Raw genomic sequence first — 18,036 nt, 5'->3', positions numbered from 1 at the left:
CATCACCCTCTCAAAAGAAAAAACAGGATAAGGGCAAGGAAAAAGAGCGATTGTCCCGACTTGAGTCGGTCCAATCGCCCTTTTTTCTGTTCACGCTCGGATAGAGCGGAGGTTTTTCAGTGCCCTCCGTATATTCGTAGACGGTTTGTTGCTTATGAACGGAACGTACCCGTTTTGACTTCTTCTTCCTCGTTATCCCAAGCCTCTAAATATTCACGACCAGGCAGGTCTTCGATCGAGTCGGCATAAAATACCGGATCGTCTCCTTGACGGCGTTGCTCCAAATAATCGTCGAGCACGAGCCGCGCGACTTTCGCAAGACGGAAAATCGCATACAAGTTGACGAGCGCCATGAGTCCCATGAACACGTCGGCGATCGACCAGACGAGACCGGCCGAACGGATCGCTCCGAAGAGGACCATCCCGACGACACCGATGCGGTAGAGCGTGACATAAATCTTTTTATTCGAGATGAACTGAATGTTCGTCTCACCATAGTAGTAGTTTCCTAGGATCGAGCTGAACGCGAACAAGAAAATCGCAATCGTCAGGAACGATGTCGCCATCGGACCAATCTCAGCCGTGAGTGCCGCTTGTGTCAATTCGACACCTGCGAACGCTTCCGAACCAGCCACGCCTGACAACAAGATGATCATCGCTGTCGACGTACAGATGAGAAGCGTGTCGACGAAGACGCTGAACGATTGGATCAAGCCTTGTTTGACCGGGTGTGATACTTCAGCAGTCGCTGCCGCGTTCGGAGCCGACCCCATACCCGCTTCGTTCGAGAACAGACCGCGACGGATCCCTTGAAGGACCATCGCCCCGATTGCCCCGCCGAACAGTTGCTCGAGACCGAGCACACCTTCAGAGAAGATGAGACCGAACACGCTCGGCAATAGCGAAGCGTTTGAAATCATGATCCATAAAGCGAGCAGGATGTAACCGCCGGCCATGATTGGAACGATGATACTTGATAACATCGCAATCGACTGGATGCCGCCGAAGATGACAATTGCTGTGATGGCAGCCAACACGAGACCGACCGTTGTCGGGCTGACCCCGAACTGGTTGCTCATCGAAAGCGAAATTGTGTTCGATTGGACCGAGTTAAAAGCAAAACCGAACGAGAACGTGATGAGGATGGCGAACAAGATGCCGAGCCACCGTTGCCCGAGGGCACGTTCCATGTAGTAAGCCGGTCCCCCGCGCCATGTACGGCCATCTCGAATTTTATAGACCTGTGCGAGCGTGCTCTCGACGAACGCCGAGGCGGAACCGACTAAAGCGATGATCCACATCCAGAAGACAGCTCCCGGACCACCGAGCGCGATCGCTGTCGCGACACCGGCGATGTTGCCTGTTCCGACACGTGCTGCCGTCCCGATGGCGAACGCTTGGAACGAAGACACTTGTCCTTTTTCACGCTTCATGCCGTCTTTGAACAAGAGGCGGAACATTTCAGGAAGCATACGGAACTGAACGAACCCCATGCGAATCGTGAAGTAAAGGCCTAACGCGACAAGAACGACGATGAGCACCGACGACCAGAGCAGGTCGTTCGCTTGCCCAACAAACTTTTCGATCATATTCTCCATCTTCAATCCTCCAAAATGTATGTTTAGTTATAAGTAAAAGTTATGTCAACTTTCTTAACATGATTAGAATTATAGGAAAAGTGTGCGGAGAATGCAATCTTTTTCAGCAATTTTCAAGTTTCACACCCAAACAATAGAAAAAGCGACCGGCACATGGCCAGTCGCTCTGATTATTTAATTCACTTAGATGAACAGGTTCAAGTTGCCGCCTTCAGCTGCCCCGAGGTATGCTGCCACACCGCCGAGATTGATGCCGTCGATCAACTCTTCTTCTTTGATTCCCATGACATCCATCGACATCGTACAAGCGACCATCTTGACGCCTGCTTCTTGTGCCGATTTAATCATTTGGTCAAGTGATGGCACGTTCTTGTCGCTCATCACTTTCTTCATCATTTTCTGGCCAACCCCACCGAAGTTCATGTTCGAGAGCGGAAGTTCTCCAGCATGCGAAGGCATCATCATGCCGAACATCTTCTCGAGACCTTGCTTCTTCACGTCAGGTGCGTCTGGTTTACGAATGACGTTCAATCCCCAGAATGTGAAGAACATCGTCACTTCTTTGCCCATTGCCGCTGCGCCTTGAGCGATGATGAACGAGGCGAGGGCACGGTCGAGGTCTCCGCTGAAGACGACCATCGAAGCGCCGTCGCCGGCTGGTGCTCCTGCTTGAGCGGCCGCAGGGCCGTTGCCTTTTTGAAGGATCGCTTCGACGCGACCGTTCACGAACTGTTTCGAGACGAGTTTATTACCCGTCTTTTTCGCCCATGCTTCGATGTCTGCGAAGAAACCAGGATCGCTTGCGAGGACGCGGAGCGTCTCGCCTTCGCCGAGCTCTGCCACTTTTTTATTTACTTCTAAAATCGGGCCCGGGCATTGAAGACCACATGTATCAAGGAAAATCGGTTCTCCGACTGGTTCATTCGTCATTGCGGGTGGTGCCTCCTTCGTTGCTGTCGCAGCAGTCTCATCTGCCGTTTTAACTGTCTCGAGCGCGTCAAAATCACGTCGTACTTGTGACCACGTCTTGTAGCCACCGCTCAAGTTTTTCACTTTAAAGCCATTTTGGCGCAAGATGCGTGAAGCCAGGTAGCCACGAAGGCCGACTTGACACGTCACGTAGATCGTCTCGTCTTTACTATAGCTGTCCAAGTTGTCACGGAGCGAGTTGAGCGGGATGTTGATCGACCCAGGAATTTTCCCGAGCTCATGCTCAGACTCGTCACGGACGTCAAGGAGTGTCGCACCGTTCTCGACCAATGCGTCAATCTCGTCCCAATGCACGACTTCGTTGTCACCGAGGATGACGTTCGAGGCGACGTAACCGATCATGTTGACCGGATCTTTCGCCGAGCTGAACGGCGGTGCGTAGCTAAGTTCGAGGTCTGGCAGGTCGAGGACCGTCAAACCACCTTTGATTGCTGTCGCGATGACGTCGATCCGTTTATCGACACCGTTCATCCCGACACCTTGAGCACCGTAGATTTCACCCGTTGTCGGATGGAACAACAGTTTGAGTGAAACCGGAGTCGATCCTGGGTAGTAGCCTGCGTGTGAACCTGGGTGCACGTGGACGGCTTCAAACTCTTTGCCGGCCGCTTTCAAACGTTTCTCGTTCCATCCTGTCGAAGCGACAGTCATGTCGAACACTTTTGCGATCCCGGTACCCATCGTCCCGTTGTACTTCACGTCGCGGCCGTTAATGATGTCGGCAACGAGGCGTCCTTGACGGTTGGCTGGCCATGCGAGCGGAACGACCGTTGGCTCTTTGAAGATATAGTCGAGCACTTCGACCGCGTCCCCGATCGCATAGATGTTCGGATCCGACGTGAGCATCTTCTCGTTGACACGGATAGCGCCACGTGTCCCTGTCTCAAGACCGGCTTCTCGGGCGATCGTCGATTCAGGAATGACCCCGATCGACATGACAACCATGTCCGTTTCAATGACACGGCCGCTCGTCAAATGAATCTTCTTCCCTTGATCAGAGAACGACGACACGCCGTCTGACAATTGGAGGTCCACGCCATGGAGACGCATATGTTCATGGATTGGTGCGACCATCTCACGGTCGAGCGGTGTCATGACTTGATCCGCCATTTCGACGAGCGTCACGTCAACGCCGCGTTCACGTAAGTTTTCAGCCATCTCGATTCCGATGAAGCCGCCTCCGATGACCGTCGCGTGTTTCGGTGCCTTGTCATCGACGTAGCTGCGGATTTTATCTGTATCCGGAATATTTCGGAGCGTGAAGATATCTTCTGCTTCCTCGATTCCAGGAATGTTCGGACGAATCGGTTTCGCTCCAGGCGACAAGACGAGGACGTCGTATGACTCATCGTACGTTTCACCCGTTTGGACGTGTTTCACCGTCACCGTCTTCTCAGCGCGGTTGATTTTCATCACTTCCGTCAAGTTGCGGATATCGAGTTGGAACCGTTTGTTCATGCCCTCAACTGTTTGGACGAGCAATTTTTGACGGTCTTGAATCACGTCACCGATGTAGTATGGGAGACCACAGTTGGCAAATGAGATATATTCGCCACGGTCGAACATGACGATTTGATTTTCTTCATTTAAGCGACGGAGACGTGCGGCTGCCGAAGCACCACCTGCTACCCCACCGACAATTACGATTTTTTTACTCATTGCTCGTTTCCTCCTTTGACGACTTCACCAGGCCAGCTCATCAAGCCGTCTTCTATATTGACCACTTTATAACCTTTTGCTTCCATTTGCCAAGTAGCTTGCGTGCTGCGAGCGCCCGAACGACAAAGCACGATGTACTCTTGGTCTGTGTCGAGCGTATCAATCCACTCCGTTATTTCAGAGAGCGGGTAATTCGCCGCCCCCGCGATGTGTGCTTCTTGAAACTCGTCGCGTTCGCGCACGTCGACGATGTTTACAGGGACTTCAAAGTCCATTTGACGTTTTAAAGCCGATGCTTTCATCTTTGTTTACCCATCCTTTTTATCTATAGTCATTTCACGTATTCATGATCAGCTTGGTAGCGGGCGTCCGATAAACTTTGTGATTCATTGAACAATTCGCTTCCACGTCATTAATATACCCCCTGTGGTATGTGATTGCAAGGGAAAAGTTTGACGAATCGGCAAACAGTCGATTTTTTCCGGCTTAAACGTTGTTGCTCGACACATACTCCCCCACGTATTAAGATGAGACTACACAATACTAGTTGGGTTACTGAACGATTTGAATATAGAGGTGAAACTTATGGAACAGTATCAATACGACACGAAAGTGTTGAACCGGATGAAACGGGTCGAAGGCCAGATCCGGGCCATCATCCGCATGATGGAAGAAGGCAAGGAGTGTCGCGACGTCGTGACACAACTGAGCGCGGCTCGATCGGCACTTGACCGCGCCTCGACGATCATCGTCGCCAAGAACTTGGAGCAGTGCATTATCACGGCGCAACAAGATGGCGAAGATACGTCAGAAACGGTCGAAGAAGCCATCAAAATGTTGATGAAACGCTAGTTCTCCTTGCTTTCCCCTCTCAAATGGGAGAAAGTTAGAGTAACGACTTTTAAGGGGGATTTCTTTGTGAACTTTGAAGAAAAAGTAGAATCATTCAAAGCGCTCGTCGCAGAACGCAACATGACGTTCAAAGAGAGCGAGACTGAAACGCACGTCACGTTTTTAACGCGTGAAACGACTAAATCTGGGGCCCAGCCCGTTATGATTATCGCCTTCAACAAAAAGACGACTGACGCCGAGCTATACGCCGCGACAGTGACGCACGTGCCGGACTACGTCGAAGACCTACCGATCCTCAACGCATTGAACGAGTTCAACCAAGAGTTCAAGTACTTCCGTTGCGTGCTCGACAGCGACCGTGACGTCACGCTCGCTTCAACGCTCGACCTCGATCTCGGCTTCTCACCGGAAATCATCTTGCAACATTCGTTCATGATGTTCCAAGCAGCCGACGAAGTGAACGAGTACATGCAAAAACTGTACACGCAAGTTCAATAATTGTAGACCGCCAGACAGAAAAGACGATCATCCCGAACGCATCGGGACGATCGTCTTTTCTTGTGTACTCATACGTTATCTCTCGTAGCTAGGGCACGGGGAGAAGTTGCAATATACCACTGGTAACAAAGAATGATGATTAATAGAAGATCAACCAAATCCCCACCGTAATACATCCACATGGCTCCTACCTCTGCCTCTCCTGTTGGCACCCCATTTGGTGGGCTCACATAAATTATTTTTGCCAATATCTTATGTCCGGCCAACGCTGCAATCAATACAAGTGATCGGTATATGTAGCTGTATCGATGTGACGTGACGTCCACATAAATCAAAGAAATGGTAAACAAATACCCTGCTAAAAACACATGCAGATGAATTAACACATATAAAAGAATTGATTGATGCATCAGTGAATACAAATTCGTCATGTAGAGCAGATATAGTCCTCCAATGTTGAGAACGGAAGCCGTGACCGGATTCGTGAAGAATTGGAGCGGCCGACTTTTTAATACGCGTGTCACTCTTCTCGCGACGTGTACATCAAGCGTCCGCAACAGTAACGTCATCGGGGCGGACAAGGCGAGACACAATGGCGCCAACATACCTAGAAACAGATGACTAATCATATGCCCGACAAAATTGGTGTGGGCAAAAGTCGCTAACGGTCCAACCAAAGTAAGGCCTACACAAACAATACCTATCATCCATAAACCGTAGCGATATAGCGGCCACGGTTTATAAGCGCGACTCGTAAAAATTCCGGCGAACGAATAAGCAAGGAGAGCCATAAACAACAAAATCACGACCGCCGCCTCATAACCGCCACTTATCGTCTGGACATGGGAATGCATCCTCATTTATCCTCCTTCTTTTACAAGTAGCTTCCGTTTCTGCGTTTGGTTAAAGAGCACTAAACCACCTATGAGGATGACAAGGGCCGTAACATTCCAAACGAGGTCATATGGAAGAATCTCAACGCCATAACGAATCTGATGAATTTTCAGTAGTTTGTGATGAATAATCCCATCGTAGAGTTGAAAAAAACCAACGCCAATCAGGACGCCACTGATCCATCGCTTCATCCAAAATGACTTTCTTCTCCGTAGGTCTGCCAGGAGGAACAAGGAAGCTACGGTCGCAAACCAACTGAACGCATGAAATAACCCGTCTGAGAATAAGCCGACGGCAGACGTCGATTTATCGTAGAAATGATGCCACGCCAACAATTGATGAAATACCGTCTCATCCACAAATGCAATCAGGCCCAACCCGAATAGAAACCCCGAACCAAGGTTACGGAACGCGTATGCATACGGACTACCTTCCATGTTTCGGCACCTCCAAATTAATAACAAAGTTTTCGGACATATTTCGATTCCCTTTTGTTTACTAATTAAACGCCGTCCTAATTTAAGAACAGAAACGATATCACTTTTATGAAACGTTTAGCCCGATTTTTCCGTACGAATAGAAAAAGGAGGAAATGCTAATGATGACGCGTTATATTCGTTACCTCGATTCGCTCGAAGCCATCAAAACGGCGACCAAATGGGCACTCACTGACGACTTCCGACGATTGATGGCCGTCAACTACGCCATCCATGACACCCCGTTCGACCCAGTTCGGTTTGAACAGGCGCAGGCGGCCGTCAAACAGAAAACCGGCTTGTTCTCCAAATTTCGCGGTAGCAACAACCTCGTCTGGTTATCGTTTCTCGACGCCAAGTATGAAGACGTCGGCCCCGCGATTGACGAAGCACTTCGTCTCGACACGCTGCTCGACCGAAAACATTTCCGATTCAGCGCGCTGCGGCCGTTCCTCGCGAGCCAGTTGATCAACGTCGACGAACCGGAACGCAGGCTCGATGAGGCAAGCGCCCTCTATCAAGCATTTAAACGCCAGCATCCGTGGCTCACGAGTGAAGAGGATCTGCTGTCGGCACTCGTCCTCGTGCAAGCGTTCGACGACCACACTGAACTGAACGAGCGCATCGAATCGTATTACGAGGCGCTGAAAATCCACTTACCACGCTCGAACGAACTGCAGCTCGTGTCGCATTTGCTCATGTTCAGCAAGTTGGACCGAGACGACGCCGTCGCTCGCTTCTTAGACTGGCGCACCCGCCTACAAAACCAACAGCTTACCGTCAAGAGTGAGCAGCTACCGTCGCTCGCCTTGCTCTCGATCGTCTCGGCACCGAACGACCAAGACGAACAAGCGATCCTCGACATCACGAACGCTGAAAAAGAGCAGCAACGCTGGTTCAACACGCACGGACTAAACGTCGCCATCCAACTCGTCGCCGCGGAACATATTACCGAAGATGCGAGCGACCTGCTACTGAACGGGACGTTCGCTCATTTGCTGGCGATGCAACAAGCAGCCTCGGCAGCAGCAAGCGTCGCCATCATCGCGAGCACGTCGTCAAGCGACTAAAAAAGAAGGGTTGCCCCTTCTACGTGTAAAGATATGCGCTCAAACAAATTAAAACGAACACCGAGTTCACGATCTCAAAGATCCCGATTTTCATGACCGGGATCTTTTTGCCGTAGAAAACGATCGCCCGGACGAGGCTCGGCGCGTATGCGAGCGCGAGCAGCGGATAGCCGAACGCGATGAACGCTGCGACGAGCATGAGGTGATACCCCCACGAGATGTTCCGGTACAACGCGCTCTTCTTCTCCCGAATCATCGTCTTGACGTAAAAGATACTGCCGAGGAAATACAAGTACGGCAAGATGAACAGCCAGACGATCGTCGCGCCCAACGTCTGCGCACCCAAGTAATAGCTCGCCATCCCACCGATACAAAATGACGTGACGGCACTGACGTCGTTCCAGACGTTGCGCTCGTCTTTGATTTTGGCGAAATAGGCGTTGACGAGACCGAACGGGATCATCGCGAGGACGAACCAGACGAGACGCCACTCGGTGATGAACACCGGAATGGCAGCGACTGTCGCAATCACGAGATACGTCACGACCATTCGCAACAGCTCAGCCGACTTCTTCCGTTGCTTCACGTATTGGAACAAGAAAAACGTGCCCATGTAGACGAACAACCAAGCGATGGCGAACGGTAAGTGCGCGAGTGTCCATCCTCCGACGATGCCGCCGAGTAAGAACGGTAAAATAAGCATCGACCAGGCGCCGTGCTGTTTTGGAATCATCCATTTCATGTGACTCACTCCTTCTATAATCAGTTTAGAAGAACGGCGTGGGGAAAACTGTGACAAATTTTACAAAACAAAAAACGATCTCAGGCGAGATCGTTTTTTGGTGTTAGTTTGGTCACACTTGGTATGGCTACTTCGACAGCGTCTTCCGTCAACATTTTCGTGACGACACGACCCGCGATCGAGACCGCGATGAGCGTATAGAGCGCGTTCGAGAGCGGCAAGTAGATGAGCGAGATCGCAAGAACAACCACATCGAAGGCGATGAGAATCGTTCCGACCGATACGCCGGACCACTTTGACAGACCGAGTGCGAATAAATCGTCGCCTCCGGTCGCTCCACCTGACTTCAAGACGAGACCGAGACCGTAGCCGGTCACAATCCCGCTCGCAATCGCAGCGAACAGTGTCGCCGGCCAGACCTGGATGTCAAACGTCAACAGGTCGAGTCGATCCCACATCGCATAGCTGAGCGAAAGTGACGCCGCGGCAAGCACGGCTTGTCCGACGAAGCGCCAGCCTTTCCACCAAAGAGCGATTAAAAAGAAGGGGATGTCGAGTACGATCATCGAGATCGCCGGATCGATATCAAATAAATAGCGGCCGAGTAATGCTAACCCGACAAAGCCCCCTTCTGCCAAACCAAACTGTTCATTCAAATAATAATAACCGAACGCCATGATCAGCGTTCCGAGCACTATGGTAGCAACTCGTTTCATTCCGATTGTCCTCCCCGTTTTCAACGGAGAGGAGGATCCTCAGTCGTAGCCGCGGTTCCATCTGTTCCATCTCCGATCTTCCGTTTGTTGATTTTTTACATCGCTGTTCGTCTGTAAAAACTCAACGCTAGAAGTCCGGCAATTGAAACAGAGGCCATGTCCTCTCGGTGTCCATAAAGACCTTCCTTTCCCAAATTGCGCGTAATCATGAGACTATTTTAACATACTCTCGCGATTATTTCATTAAATGTAAATTTAGTGTAGGTTACGTTTCGGTAAATCTTTCTTCCCGAACCACCACCAGTTCCAGTCGCCGAACAGTTTCATCAAGGACGGGACGAGCAACATCCGGATGATCGTCGCATCGATGAAGATGGCGAGCGCGATACCGACCCCGAGCTGTTTGATCGGGCTGACACCGGTGAAAGCGAACGCGCCCGTGACGACGATCATGATGATCGCGGCCGACGTGATAATCTTGCTCGTCTTAGCGAGCCCCATCTCGGTCGCATAGTCGTTATCCCCGGTCTCGCGGTAATACTCCTCGATCCGTGAGACGAGGAACACCTCGTAGTCCATCGACAGGCCGAAAACGAGCGAGAAGATGAACACCGGCGTCAAAATACTGATCGTCTCGGCGTCGTAGACGTAGCCCGACTCAAAGATGATGACCAATAACCCAAACGTCGCCCCGAGTCCGAGCACGTTCATGATGATCGCCTTGATCGGAATCAAGATCGAGCGGAACGCCCACATGAGGATGACCATCGTCGCTAAAATCACGGTCACGACCGCATAGGGGATGCTGTCGTAAATCTCTTCATAGATCTCTTCGTTGAAGGCGGCCGGCCCGCCGACGTCGAAGCCTTGGTCGCGCCAATCGCGGACGAACGCCTGCGCCGCTTTATCGCTCGGCGGCACGTCGAAGCTGACGTTGACGAGCGCGAGGTCGGTATTCCCTTCGAGCGTGACGAGACGTTCAAACGCCTCGAGCTGTTCTGGGGCGACTTGAACGAGCTGTTGGAATTCCGCAGCTGTCAGATTTGATGCGGTCAAGAACGTCGTGACGTTGTCGACGATCGGGTCTTCATTCAACTCGTCTGTGAGGGTTGTCAACTCGTCAAGAATCATCGAGTCGGTCAAATCGTTCGTCTCAAACAACAGCACCGCATCGGTCGACGTCTCGCCGAACACATCGTCCCACCGCTCGAGGGCGGCCCGTGATTCGTACGACGTCGGGAGCGCATCGGCGTCCGGGATGTTCAGTTCTAAGTCGCGGACGAACCAAAGGCTCGGCAACAAAAGGAGCAACGCGACGAGCGTCATCACGACCGGACGCTTCATGACGAACCGGGCCAACTTTTGCCAGCGCACTTCAGAGCGCGTCTCGTTCGTTCTGATGAGACGTCCTTTATTGATGGCATCGCCGACGATATAGAGCGCCGACGGCAAGAGCGTGAGCGCCGACAAGACGGCACCCGCGACTGCAATCAAGGCACCGAGCGCGATCGCTTGAAACACATCGACTTGAATGAACAACAGTCCGGCGAGCCCGACGAAGACACACAGTCCTGAGAACAGGATCGAGCGACCAGCCGTCGCGACCGTCCGGACGATGGCCGCTTCTCGTGACAGTCCTTTGGCGAGCTCTTCACGATAACGGTTGACGAGCAGGAGCGAGAAGTCGATCCCGAGCGCAATCGCGATCATCGCGACGGCGTTCAATACGAAAATCGATAGCTCCATCGTCTGCGTGAAGAAGAAGAGCGATCCCGCCGCGACGATGAACGTGATCAGTCCAACGAATAAGGGCATGAAAGCGGCGAGCGGTGTCCCGAAGACGAGCAGGAGGACGACGAGCGCGACCGGGATCCCGATCAATTCGGCCCGGATCAAGTCATTTTTCGATGCCTCGTTCAAATCTTGGGCAAAGACCGGCTCCCCGGTCAACCGGACTTCCGTGTCCGTATCTCGAATCAATTCAGCACGAACGTCGGCAATCGCCGCCTCGGCCGCTTCCTGGTCCTCGAACTCGAGCACGAAGTACGCGGCGTCACCTGAACGCGCGTCCGGGTTCTCCGCTGGCGTGATGACGCCATCGACGCCTGAAACAGATTCGAGCCGTGTTTTTTGTTCGGCCATGACCGTCTCTAAGTCACCGCCTTCAAGCAAGACGATCATCGAAGCGCCGGCCCGGTCGAACCGATCGTTCAACGTGTCCTCCACTTGCGCGAAGCGGCCATCTTGAACCGCAAACCCGTTTCCTCGCAATTCCCCAGGCAACTGCAATCCGAAGTAAATCGAGACCGCTAATAACACAGTCCACACGGCGACCACCCAAAAGCGCCACCGCACCAAATTTTTACCTAACCGTTCCATCCAAGTCCACCCCTCTCCATCTAAGAAGACTGTTCCCGTTTCGCACGAGTTTCATCAAGTCTTCGCAAAAAAATCCTGAACCGTGAGTTCGGTCCAGGAACGTCAACGCTCGAACACTTGTAGCCAACTATGGCAAAATCGTCGAGGCGTCGATAATACGACGAGGCGGTCTCCCGACTCATCAAGCAACATCACTTTCAATAATTCACTTTCGGCACATACTTCAGAAGCAAACAGCAGACGGTCACGCTTGAACAGCTGGAACGAAGTCATCGACGTAATCGCTGTCGTCGCACCGACCTGGTCGACGATAACCGTATCATAATCGCCGCCGTAAGGAATCGTCCATCGTTCACCCGCTTCGACCTGCTCGACCATGAATTGCTGATTCAATTCATCGTAAAGCGTGACGAGGCCTGGGGCCGTGAACCGCTCAAAATCATAAATCGGATGATAGGCTAACTCGATGATGGCGCCAAACTCCGGCGTCTCCTCATAGCGGCTATAGCGGAACGTGTGGTCGGTCATGTTTAACGCCACGATGTCAGATTCCGCCGAGTAGAGAAATAAATCGTCTCCTCGCCAATGACATAAATTGCTGAACCAATCGTCATGAAACGTTTTTGGGATTGGGTGACACTCCATCATGCCTTGCTTTAAATCAATGACTCCATACGTTTGCATGTCTCGGAACAGCGCGACGGCTTTTTTTCCATGTGGTTCAATATATAGTGCGCACGGTGCCCATTTCCACTCGAGTTCCCATCTGATTTGGAACGTTTCGTCGAAAAAGACAAATCCAGTTTGCGCCAAATACAACATCCATCCTCCACCGACGCGCTCTAACCATTCAACCGTCTGATGAAACTGATAGTCTGCTACTTGTTTGTACATTTGATCACTTCCTAGTTTCAGCTTAGCAACGACCGAACGGTTTATCGATTTTGAATGTGTTCACACGACACATTCTCGCTCGGTCCGTTTTTGCTGTATACTGGCTGTAGCAAACCTGAATTTAGAAAGGAGAAACCACATGCGCCCACTACAACTGTCTCCCGAGACGGCGGTCGAGCTTGCCAAAAAGTTGAACGTACCGCTTGAAGAACTCATGCATATGCCAAAACATATCCTCGTTCGGAAGATGATGGAGCTTGAAGCATCTAAGACCGAGCCGAACGAAGAAAAGGAGACGGAATGACGTCTCCTTTTTTTGTTACCCTTGTTTATTCTTCCGTTTTTTCGCGACGTACCAGAGTCCAAGGATGGCAAGCGCAGCCCCACCGGCGACGGCGTACTTGCTGTAATCCGGACGGCGTTCTGTCACGACGAGCGTCGACAGCGGCGCGACGGTGAGGTGCCGGTCTTCGACGAGGCGTGGCGCCGTCAAGTTGACGGTATGATCCTCGACATGAACTTCGAACTTGCCTGCTGGCAGCTTCACGTCGACCGGTACTTCGAGTCCGTTATGGTAGACGAGATGACGCTCGACATAACCTTCGACGTGACGATGAAGTTCGTAGGCGATTATCCCTTCTTCTTCGTCAAAGAAACGTAAGTGCTTTCGAATCTGTTCGGTGTTCTCGAGACGGAACAACGGATACTGTTTGCGTAAGTTGATCAAGCCTTTCACATATTCGACGCTCGGCGTCTCTTGCTCGGCCCGGGTCCAGTCCAATCGGTTGATGACCTCGCCCGATTTGAAACTGTTCTCGTCCCCGTCTTTCGTGCGGAAAAACTCTTGACCGCTGTGAAGGAACGGAATGCCTTGACTGAGCAGGACGATCGTCGTCGCAAGACGATGACGGCGACGGCGCGTCGTCTCATTGTCGTCAGGACTAGCGGCGGCAAGTTTGTCCCAAAGCGTCAAGTTGTCATGGCATTCGACGTAGTTGACGACTTGGTTCGGCTCATCGGCGAAGCTTTGACTCGTGACCGCACCGGCGATCCCGCGCTTCACGTCAGCCGTCAGCTCGGCGTTGCCGCTGATCCAGCCCGGCAAGTCTTCGATGAACACGTCACCACGGATTCCGTCCCGGATTGCATCGTTGAACTGGGCGATACGTGGCATTTTATGGGCGTTGTGTTGGTTTGCCTTCTTACGAACTGCCAGTGGTGTATCGAGATCCCAGCCTTCTCCGGTGACGAGGATCGAGGGATCGATCCGGTCGAGTGCTTTGCGGACTTGGTTCATCGTCTTGACGTCATGCAGCCCCATCAAATCAAAGCGGAAGCCGTCGATCATGAACTCTTTGGCCCAATACGAGACACATTCGACGATCAGTTTGCGCATCATCGCCCGCTCTGACGCCGTATCGTTGCCGCACTCCGAGCCGTCGGCAAGCGTCCCGTCCTCGTTCAACCGATAGTAGTAGTCCGGCACGAACTGGCCGAGCGGTGTCGTCAAAGCGTCATACGTATGGTTGAACACGACGTCCATGATGACGCGGATCCCGCGGTCATGGAGCGCTTGAATCATCGCCTTCAATTCGAGGATACGGGCGGCCGGGTCATCCGCTGTCGAGGCGTACGAACCTTCGACCGCGAAATAATGGACCGGGTCATAGCCCCAGTTATAGTTCGACTCGCTTTCCCGCGACTCGTTGACCGAACCGTAGTCAAAGAACGGCATGAGTTGAAGGTGGGTCACGCCGAGCGCTGTGATGTAGTCGAGCGCTGTCGGGTATCCGTTTTTCGTCTTCGTGCCGGCCTCGGTCATCCCGAGGAATTTGCCACGGTGCATGACACCGCCATCCGGGTGGCTCGTCAAATCTCTCACATGTGCTTCATAAATGACCGCTTCTTGCGAAGAGTGGAAGAGCGGACGTTCTTTGATCCAATGGTCCGGGTTGATTGAAGACGGGTCGAGCAGGCAGCCCCGCTTCCCGTTGACGCCGACGACTTTCGCATACGGATCGAGGGATTCGATGCGTTTGCCGTCAACGATTGCCTCGAACACGTAAAACTGACCTTCGAATTGCGCCCGGTCAAGCTCGACCATCCATGTCCCTTTTTCGGCCCGTTCGAGCTCGATGCGATCAAACTTACGCGCCCGCGCCGTACGATAAAGCTTCACTGTCATTTGCTCGGCTACCGGCGACCACACCCGCAGACGGATGAGTTCACTTTTAAACGTCACCCCAAGGTCTTTTCCATGATATGCAACGTGATCCAAGTCTACATTTGTCTGTCTATCGATTGTATGTTCCATCGTTTCACTCCTTCACTGCTTCAAATCTGCTATCATTATAACAAAACCCATACAAAGGATGGATGAAACATGGCAAAAGACAATTCTTTTGATATCGTGTCAGAAATGAACCTCGAAGAAGTGAAAAACGCGATCCAAATCGCCGAAAAAGAAATTTTGAACCGTTACGACTTTAAAGGGTCGAAGAGTGAGATGTCACTCGATAACGGTGACCTTGTCCTCGTCTCAGATGACGATTACAAACTCGAACAGTTAAAAGACGTCATGATCTCGAAGTTGATCAAGCGCGGTGTGCCGACGAAAAACCTCGACTATCAAAAAATCGAACGCGCACTCGGCGGTACCGTCCGTCAACGTGTCAAGTTGAAGAGCGGAATCGACAAAGACGATGCCAAGAAGATCAACAACGCCATCAAAGAGTCGAAGTTGAAAGTGAAATCGCAAATTCAAGACGATCAAATTCGTGTGACGGCCAAGTCACGGGATGACCTACAAGCGGTCATGCAACTCGTCCGTGAGCTCGAGTTATCGGTCGATGCCCAGTTCACGAACTACCGATGAAACTCGCCATCATCAGTGACCCGCACGGTTCGTTTGATGATTTGAAAGCCGTCCTCAAGGCGGTCAGGCGCGAGACCGAGCACATCCTCTGCCTCGGCGACTTGTACGAGTGCCATATCGGCAAAAAACGGCGCAACGAACGGTTTCATGACGTCTCTGACGTCATGACGTTTGACGAGCAGTACGAGGCGCTCTTGACGTTCCCGAGCCTGCGCGGCAACCAAGAAGAACGGATTGACGAAGTGCTCATCGTGTCGCACCCTGTCAAGACCCGCATCTCATTATTGCCTGAACAGACGACACTCGATGAGGCGCTGTTCTTACATGGTCACCAAATCGAGTGGAGCGCCGACTGGGAGCCGATCGTCGAAAAAGGCAAGTACCCGCTCGTCTTCATCGGGCATAGTCATATTCCGGGCATCTACCGGAAAGGCCGCTCGATTCCCTGGGAAATCGGGACACCGTTCAAGTTGAAGAAGAAGCGCTACGTCATCAACGTCGGCGCCGTCATCTTCGACCGAGAATGGTGTCTGTATGATACGAAGACGCGAACAGTCACGCGGATGAAGGCGTGACACAACAAAAGGGACCTTTCGCAGGTCCCTTTTGTCGTATTTACATTTCTTCTGGAGCTTGGACACCGATTAAACGGAGTCCTTCCGTCAAGACGATCGTCACGGCTTTGACGAGCGCGAGACGCGATTGTTTGCCCGCATCTTCTTCAAGCACACGGACGTGGCCGTAATACTTGTTGAACGATTGCGCCAAGTCGAGGACATAACGGCTGATGATCGACGGCTCACGGCGCTCATGGGCACGCGTGATGACGTGTGGGAACGCGTTGAGCATCGTCACGACGCCCCACGTGTGGTCGTCGTCCGCACCTGCGAACGTCGCACCGTCGTAGTTGCCTTTACGGAGGAGCGAGTTCGCCCGTGCGTTCGTGTACTGCACGTAAGGTCCCGTCTCCCCTTCGAACTTGAGCATGCTGTCGAGGTCGAACTCGATGTTGTTGATGCGCTCATTCTTCAAATCGTGGAAGATGACGGCGCCGACGCCGACCATACGAGCCACGTTCTCTGCGTTTGGAAGCTCAGGGTTCTTCTGTTCGATGTTCGCTTGCGCTTTCTCGATCGCTTCTTTCAATACTTCTTCAAGTAGGACGATGCGGCCTTTACGTGTCGACATCTTCTTCCCTTCTTGCAAGATCAAGCCGAACGGTACGTGGTGCATGCCGTCGACGAAGTCGTAACCGAGCTTGCGGAGTACCGAGAACAACTGTTTGAAGTGGAGCGCCTGCTCGCCACCGACGACGTAGTTCGCTTGGACGAAGTTGTACGTCTCATGACGATAGACGGCCGCAGCCAAATCACGTGTCGCGTAAAGCGTCGCGCCGTCTTTCTTTGTGATCAGGCAAGGTGGCAAGTTCTCGTCTTCAAGCGAGACGACCATCGCCCCTTCACTCTCGACGAGCAGGTTCTTCTCTTCGAGCATGGCGACGATCCGGTCCATCTTGTCGTTGTAGAACGCTTCACCGTGGAAGCTGTCAAACTCGACACCGAGGAGATCGTATACTTTTTGGAACTCTTTGAGCGACTCGTCACGGAACCACGTCCACAGTTCGGTCGCTTCAACGTTACCGTCCTCGAGCTTTTTGAACCAAGCACGGCCCTCGTCTTCAAGCTCAGGTTGGGTTTTCGCTTCTTCATGGAAGTGAACGTATAGCTTTAAGAGCTCAGCGATCGGATTTGCCCGGACCGCTTCTTCATCGCCCCACTTCTTATAAGCGACCATGAGTTTCCCGAATTGTGTACCCCAGTCACCGAGATGGTTGACACCGACGACGTTATAGCCGTTTTTGCGAGCGATCTGGTTGATGGCGTTACCGATGACCGTCGAGCGCAAGTGCCCCATCGAGAACGGTTTGGCGATGTTCGGTGATGAGAAGTCCGTGACAATCGTCTCGTTGCGTGTTGCATGCGTCGCGTAATCCGCTTGCTCGTCGAGAACCACGTTAATGATTTCCTGCGAGACGACGCCACGGCTCAAGAAGACGTTCACGTATGGACCGGCCGCTTCAACTTTTGTGAACAGTTCGTCGTTCAATTCACCGGCGATGTCAGTCGCAATCATGACCGGCGCTTTCCGGTACGCCTTGGCGAGTTGGAAGCATGGGAACGCGAGATCCCCGTGTGCCTCATGTTTTGGTTTTTCAATCAATGCCTCAATCTGGTCGAGCGTGAGTTCGTCACCGATGACACGTGACAGAGCCTCCGCATACTTGCGTTCATAACTCATGTAAATTTCCTCCTTCAAATCTAGTCATAAAAAAAACGCCCTTTGCACAGATGCAAAGAGACGGGTTGGCCCGCGGTACCACTCTTCTTGCCTGT

Annotated in this window: 17 protein-coding genes and 1 other annotated feature (1 of these 18 running past the window's edge); of the genes, 6 read left to right on the top strand and 11 right to left on the bottom strand. The window is 52.2% G+C overall.

Annotated features, from left to right (window positions below):
- Positions 1-152: 152 nt before the first annotated feature.
- From EVJ20_RS10610 to EVJ20_RS10600, 3 genes are all read right to left on the bottom strand, one after another.
- Positions 153-1,598, bottom strand: a complete 1,446-nt coding sequence (locus tag EVJ20_RS10610) for an alanine/glycine:cation symporter family protein (protein WP_131508161.1) — start codon at positions 1,596-1,598, stop codon at positions 153-155.
- A 183-nt stretch (positions 1,599-1,781) separates the two neighbouring features.
- The gene (locus tag EVJ20_RS10605) at positions 1,782-4,247 is read right to left on the bottom strand and encodes a CoA-disulfide reductase (protein WP_131466004.1); all 2,466 of its coding nucleotides are present in this window, start codon (positions 4,245-4,247) and stop codon (positions 1,782-1,784) included.
- Complete coding sequence (locus EVJ20_RS10600; RefSeq protein ID WP_016509667.1) at positions 4,244-4,549, bottom strand: rhodanese-like domain-containing protein; 306 nt, start codon at positions 4,547-4,549, stop codon at positions 4,244-4,246. Before EVJ20_RS10600 ends, EVJ20_RS10605 begins: the two co-directional genes overlap by 4 nt.
- A gap of 283 nt (positions 4,550-4,832) precedes the next feature.
- Between EVJ20_RS10600 and EVJ20_RS10595 the strand changes: the two genes are divergently transcribed.
- A complete protein-coding gene (locus tag EVJ20_RS10595) occupies positions 4,833-5,099 on the top strand; it encodes a metal-sensitive transcriptional regulator (RefSeq protein ID WP_016509666.1) in 267 nt (88 codons plus the stop codon).
- 66 nt (positions 5,100-5,165) lie between these two features.
- Entirely contained in the window at positions 5,166-5,597 is a 432-nt protein-coding gene (locus EVJ20_RS10590; protein ID WP_016509669.1) for a YbjN domain-containing protein, read from the top strand.
- A gap of 68 nt (positions 5,598-5,665) precedes the next feature.
- Here EVJ20_RS10590 and EVJ20_RS10585 read toward each other — a convergent pair whose 3' ends face one another.
- Positions 5,666-6,451, bottom strand: coding sequence for a cytochrome c oxidase assembly protein (locus EVJ20_RS10585; protein ID WP_131466002.1), 786 nt, complete (start codon positions 6,449-6,451; stop codon positions 5,666-5,668).
- Positions 6,452-6,457: 6 nt separating this feature from the next.
- Entirely contained in the window at positions 6,458-6,928 is a 471-nt protein-coding gene (locus EVJ20_RS10580) for a DUF2243 domain-containing protein (protein ID WP_131444065.1), read from the bottom strand.
- Between the two features lie 161 nt (positions 6,929-7,089).
- Here EVJ20_RS10580 and EVJ20_RS10575 point away from each other — a divergent pair, with 161 nt between their 5' ends.
- The gene (locus tag EVJ20_RS10575) at positions 7,090-8,037 is read left to right on the top strand and encodes a DUF4003 family protein (protein WP_236636369.1); all 948 of its coding nucleotides are present in this window, start codon (positions 7,090-7,092) and stop codon (positions 8,035-8,037) included.
- A gap of 19 nt (positions 8,038-8,056) precedes the next feature.
- Here EVJ20_RS10575 and EVJ20_RS10570 read toward each other — a convergent pair whose 3' ends face one another.
- The 4 genes from EVJ20_RS10570 to EVJ20_RS10555 form a co-directional block, all read right to left on the bottom strand.
- Positions 8,057-8,779 carry a YwiC-like family protein gene (locus EVJ20_RS10570; protein WP_131469055.1) on the bottom strand — a complete coding sequence of 241 codons (723 nt, stop codon included), beginning with the start codon at positions 8,777-8,779 and terminating at the stop codon, positions 8,057-8,059.
- An 80-nt stretch (positions 8,780-8,859) separates the two neighbouring features.
- Positions 8,860-9,495: a YitT family protein gene (locus EVJ20_RS10565; protein ID WP_070329202.1), complete on the bottom strand. Its 636-nt coding sequence runs from the start codon at positions 9,493-9,495 to the stop codon at positions 8,860-8,862.
- Positions 9,496-9,750: 255 nt separating this feature from the next.
- Positions 9,751-11,874, bottom strand: a complete 2,124-nt coding sequence (locus EVJ20_RS10560; RefSeq protein WP_070329201.1) for an MMPL family transporter — start codon at positions 11,872-11,874, stop codon at positions 9,751-9,753.
- Between the two features lie 102 nt (positions 11,875-11,976).
- Positions 11,977-12,768 carry a hypothetical protein gene (locus EVJ20_RS10555; RefSeq protein ID WP_131508158.1) on the bottom strand — a complete coding sequence of 264 codons (792 nt, stop codon included), beginning with the start codon at positions 12,766-12,768 and terminating at the stop codon, positions 11,977-11,979.
- 139 nt (positions 12,769-12,907) lie between these two features.
- Here EVJ20_RS10555 and EVJ20_RS10550 point away from each other — a divergent pair, with 139 nt between their 5' ends.
- Complete coding sequence (locus tag EVJ20_RS10550) at positions 12,908-13,072, top strand: YycC family protein (protein WP_016509685.1); 165 nt, start codon at positions 12,908-12,910, stop codon at positions 13,070-13,072.
- Between the two features lie 15 nt (positions 13,073-13,087).
- Here EVJ20_RS10550 and pulA read toward each other — a convergent pair whose 3' ends face one another.
- Positions 13,088-15,082, bottom strand: coding sequence for a type I pullulanase (pulA, locus tag EVJ20_RS10545; RefSeq protein WP_131508156.1), 1,995 nt, complete (start codon positions 15,080-15,082; stop codon positions 13,088-13,090).
- 69 nt (positions 15,083-15,151) lie between these two features.
- On the opposite strand from pulA, the gene EVJ20_RS10540 reads away from it, so the two are divergent.
- Together EVJ20_RS10540 and EVJ20_RS10535 are read left to right on the top strand one after the other, a co-directional pair.
- Complete coding sequence (locus EVJ20_RS10540; protein ID WP_034780837.1) at positions 15,152-15,643, top strand: YajQ family cyclic di-GMP-binding protein; 492 nt, start codon at positions 15,152-15,154, stop codon at positions 15,641-15,643.
- Entirely contained in the window at positions 15,640-16,218 is a 579-nt protein-coding gene (locus EVJ20_RS10535) for a metallophosphoesterase family protein (RefSeq protein WP_070329198.1), read from the top strand. Before EVJ20_RS10540 ends, EVJ20_RS10535 begins: the two co-directional genes overlap by 4 nt.
- A 40-nt stretch (positions 16,219-16,258) precedes the next feature.
- Here EVJ20_RS10535 and argS read toward each other — a convergent pair whose 3' ends face one another.
- Positions 16,259-17,941, bottom strand: a complete 1,683-nt coding sequence (gene argS, locus EVJ20_RS10530; protein WP_131465991.1) for an arginine--tRNA ligase — start codon at positions 17,939-17,941, stop codon at positions 16,259-16,261.
- Positions 17,942-17,994: 53 nt separating this feature from the next.
- Positions 17,995-18,036: a binding site (T-box leader), on the bottom strand; it runs 170 nt beyond the window's last position.

It is taken from the genome of Exiguobacterium sp. SH0S1 (genome assembly GCF_004337165.1).
Lineage (GTDB): Bacteria > Bacillota > Bacilli > Exiguobacteriales > Exiguobacteriaceae > Exiguobacterium > Exiguobacterium aurantiacum_A.
Note: the sequence above shows the minus strand (reverse complement) of the source record. Positions and strands in the feature narration are given on the sequence as shown.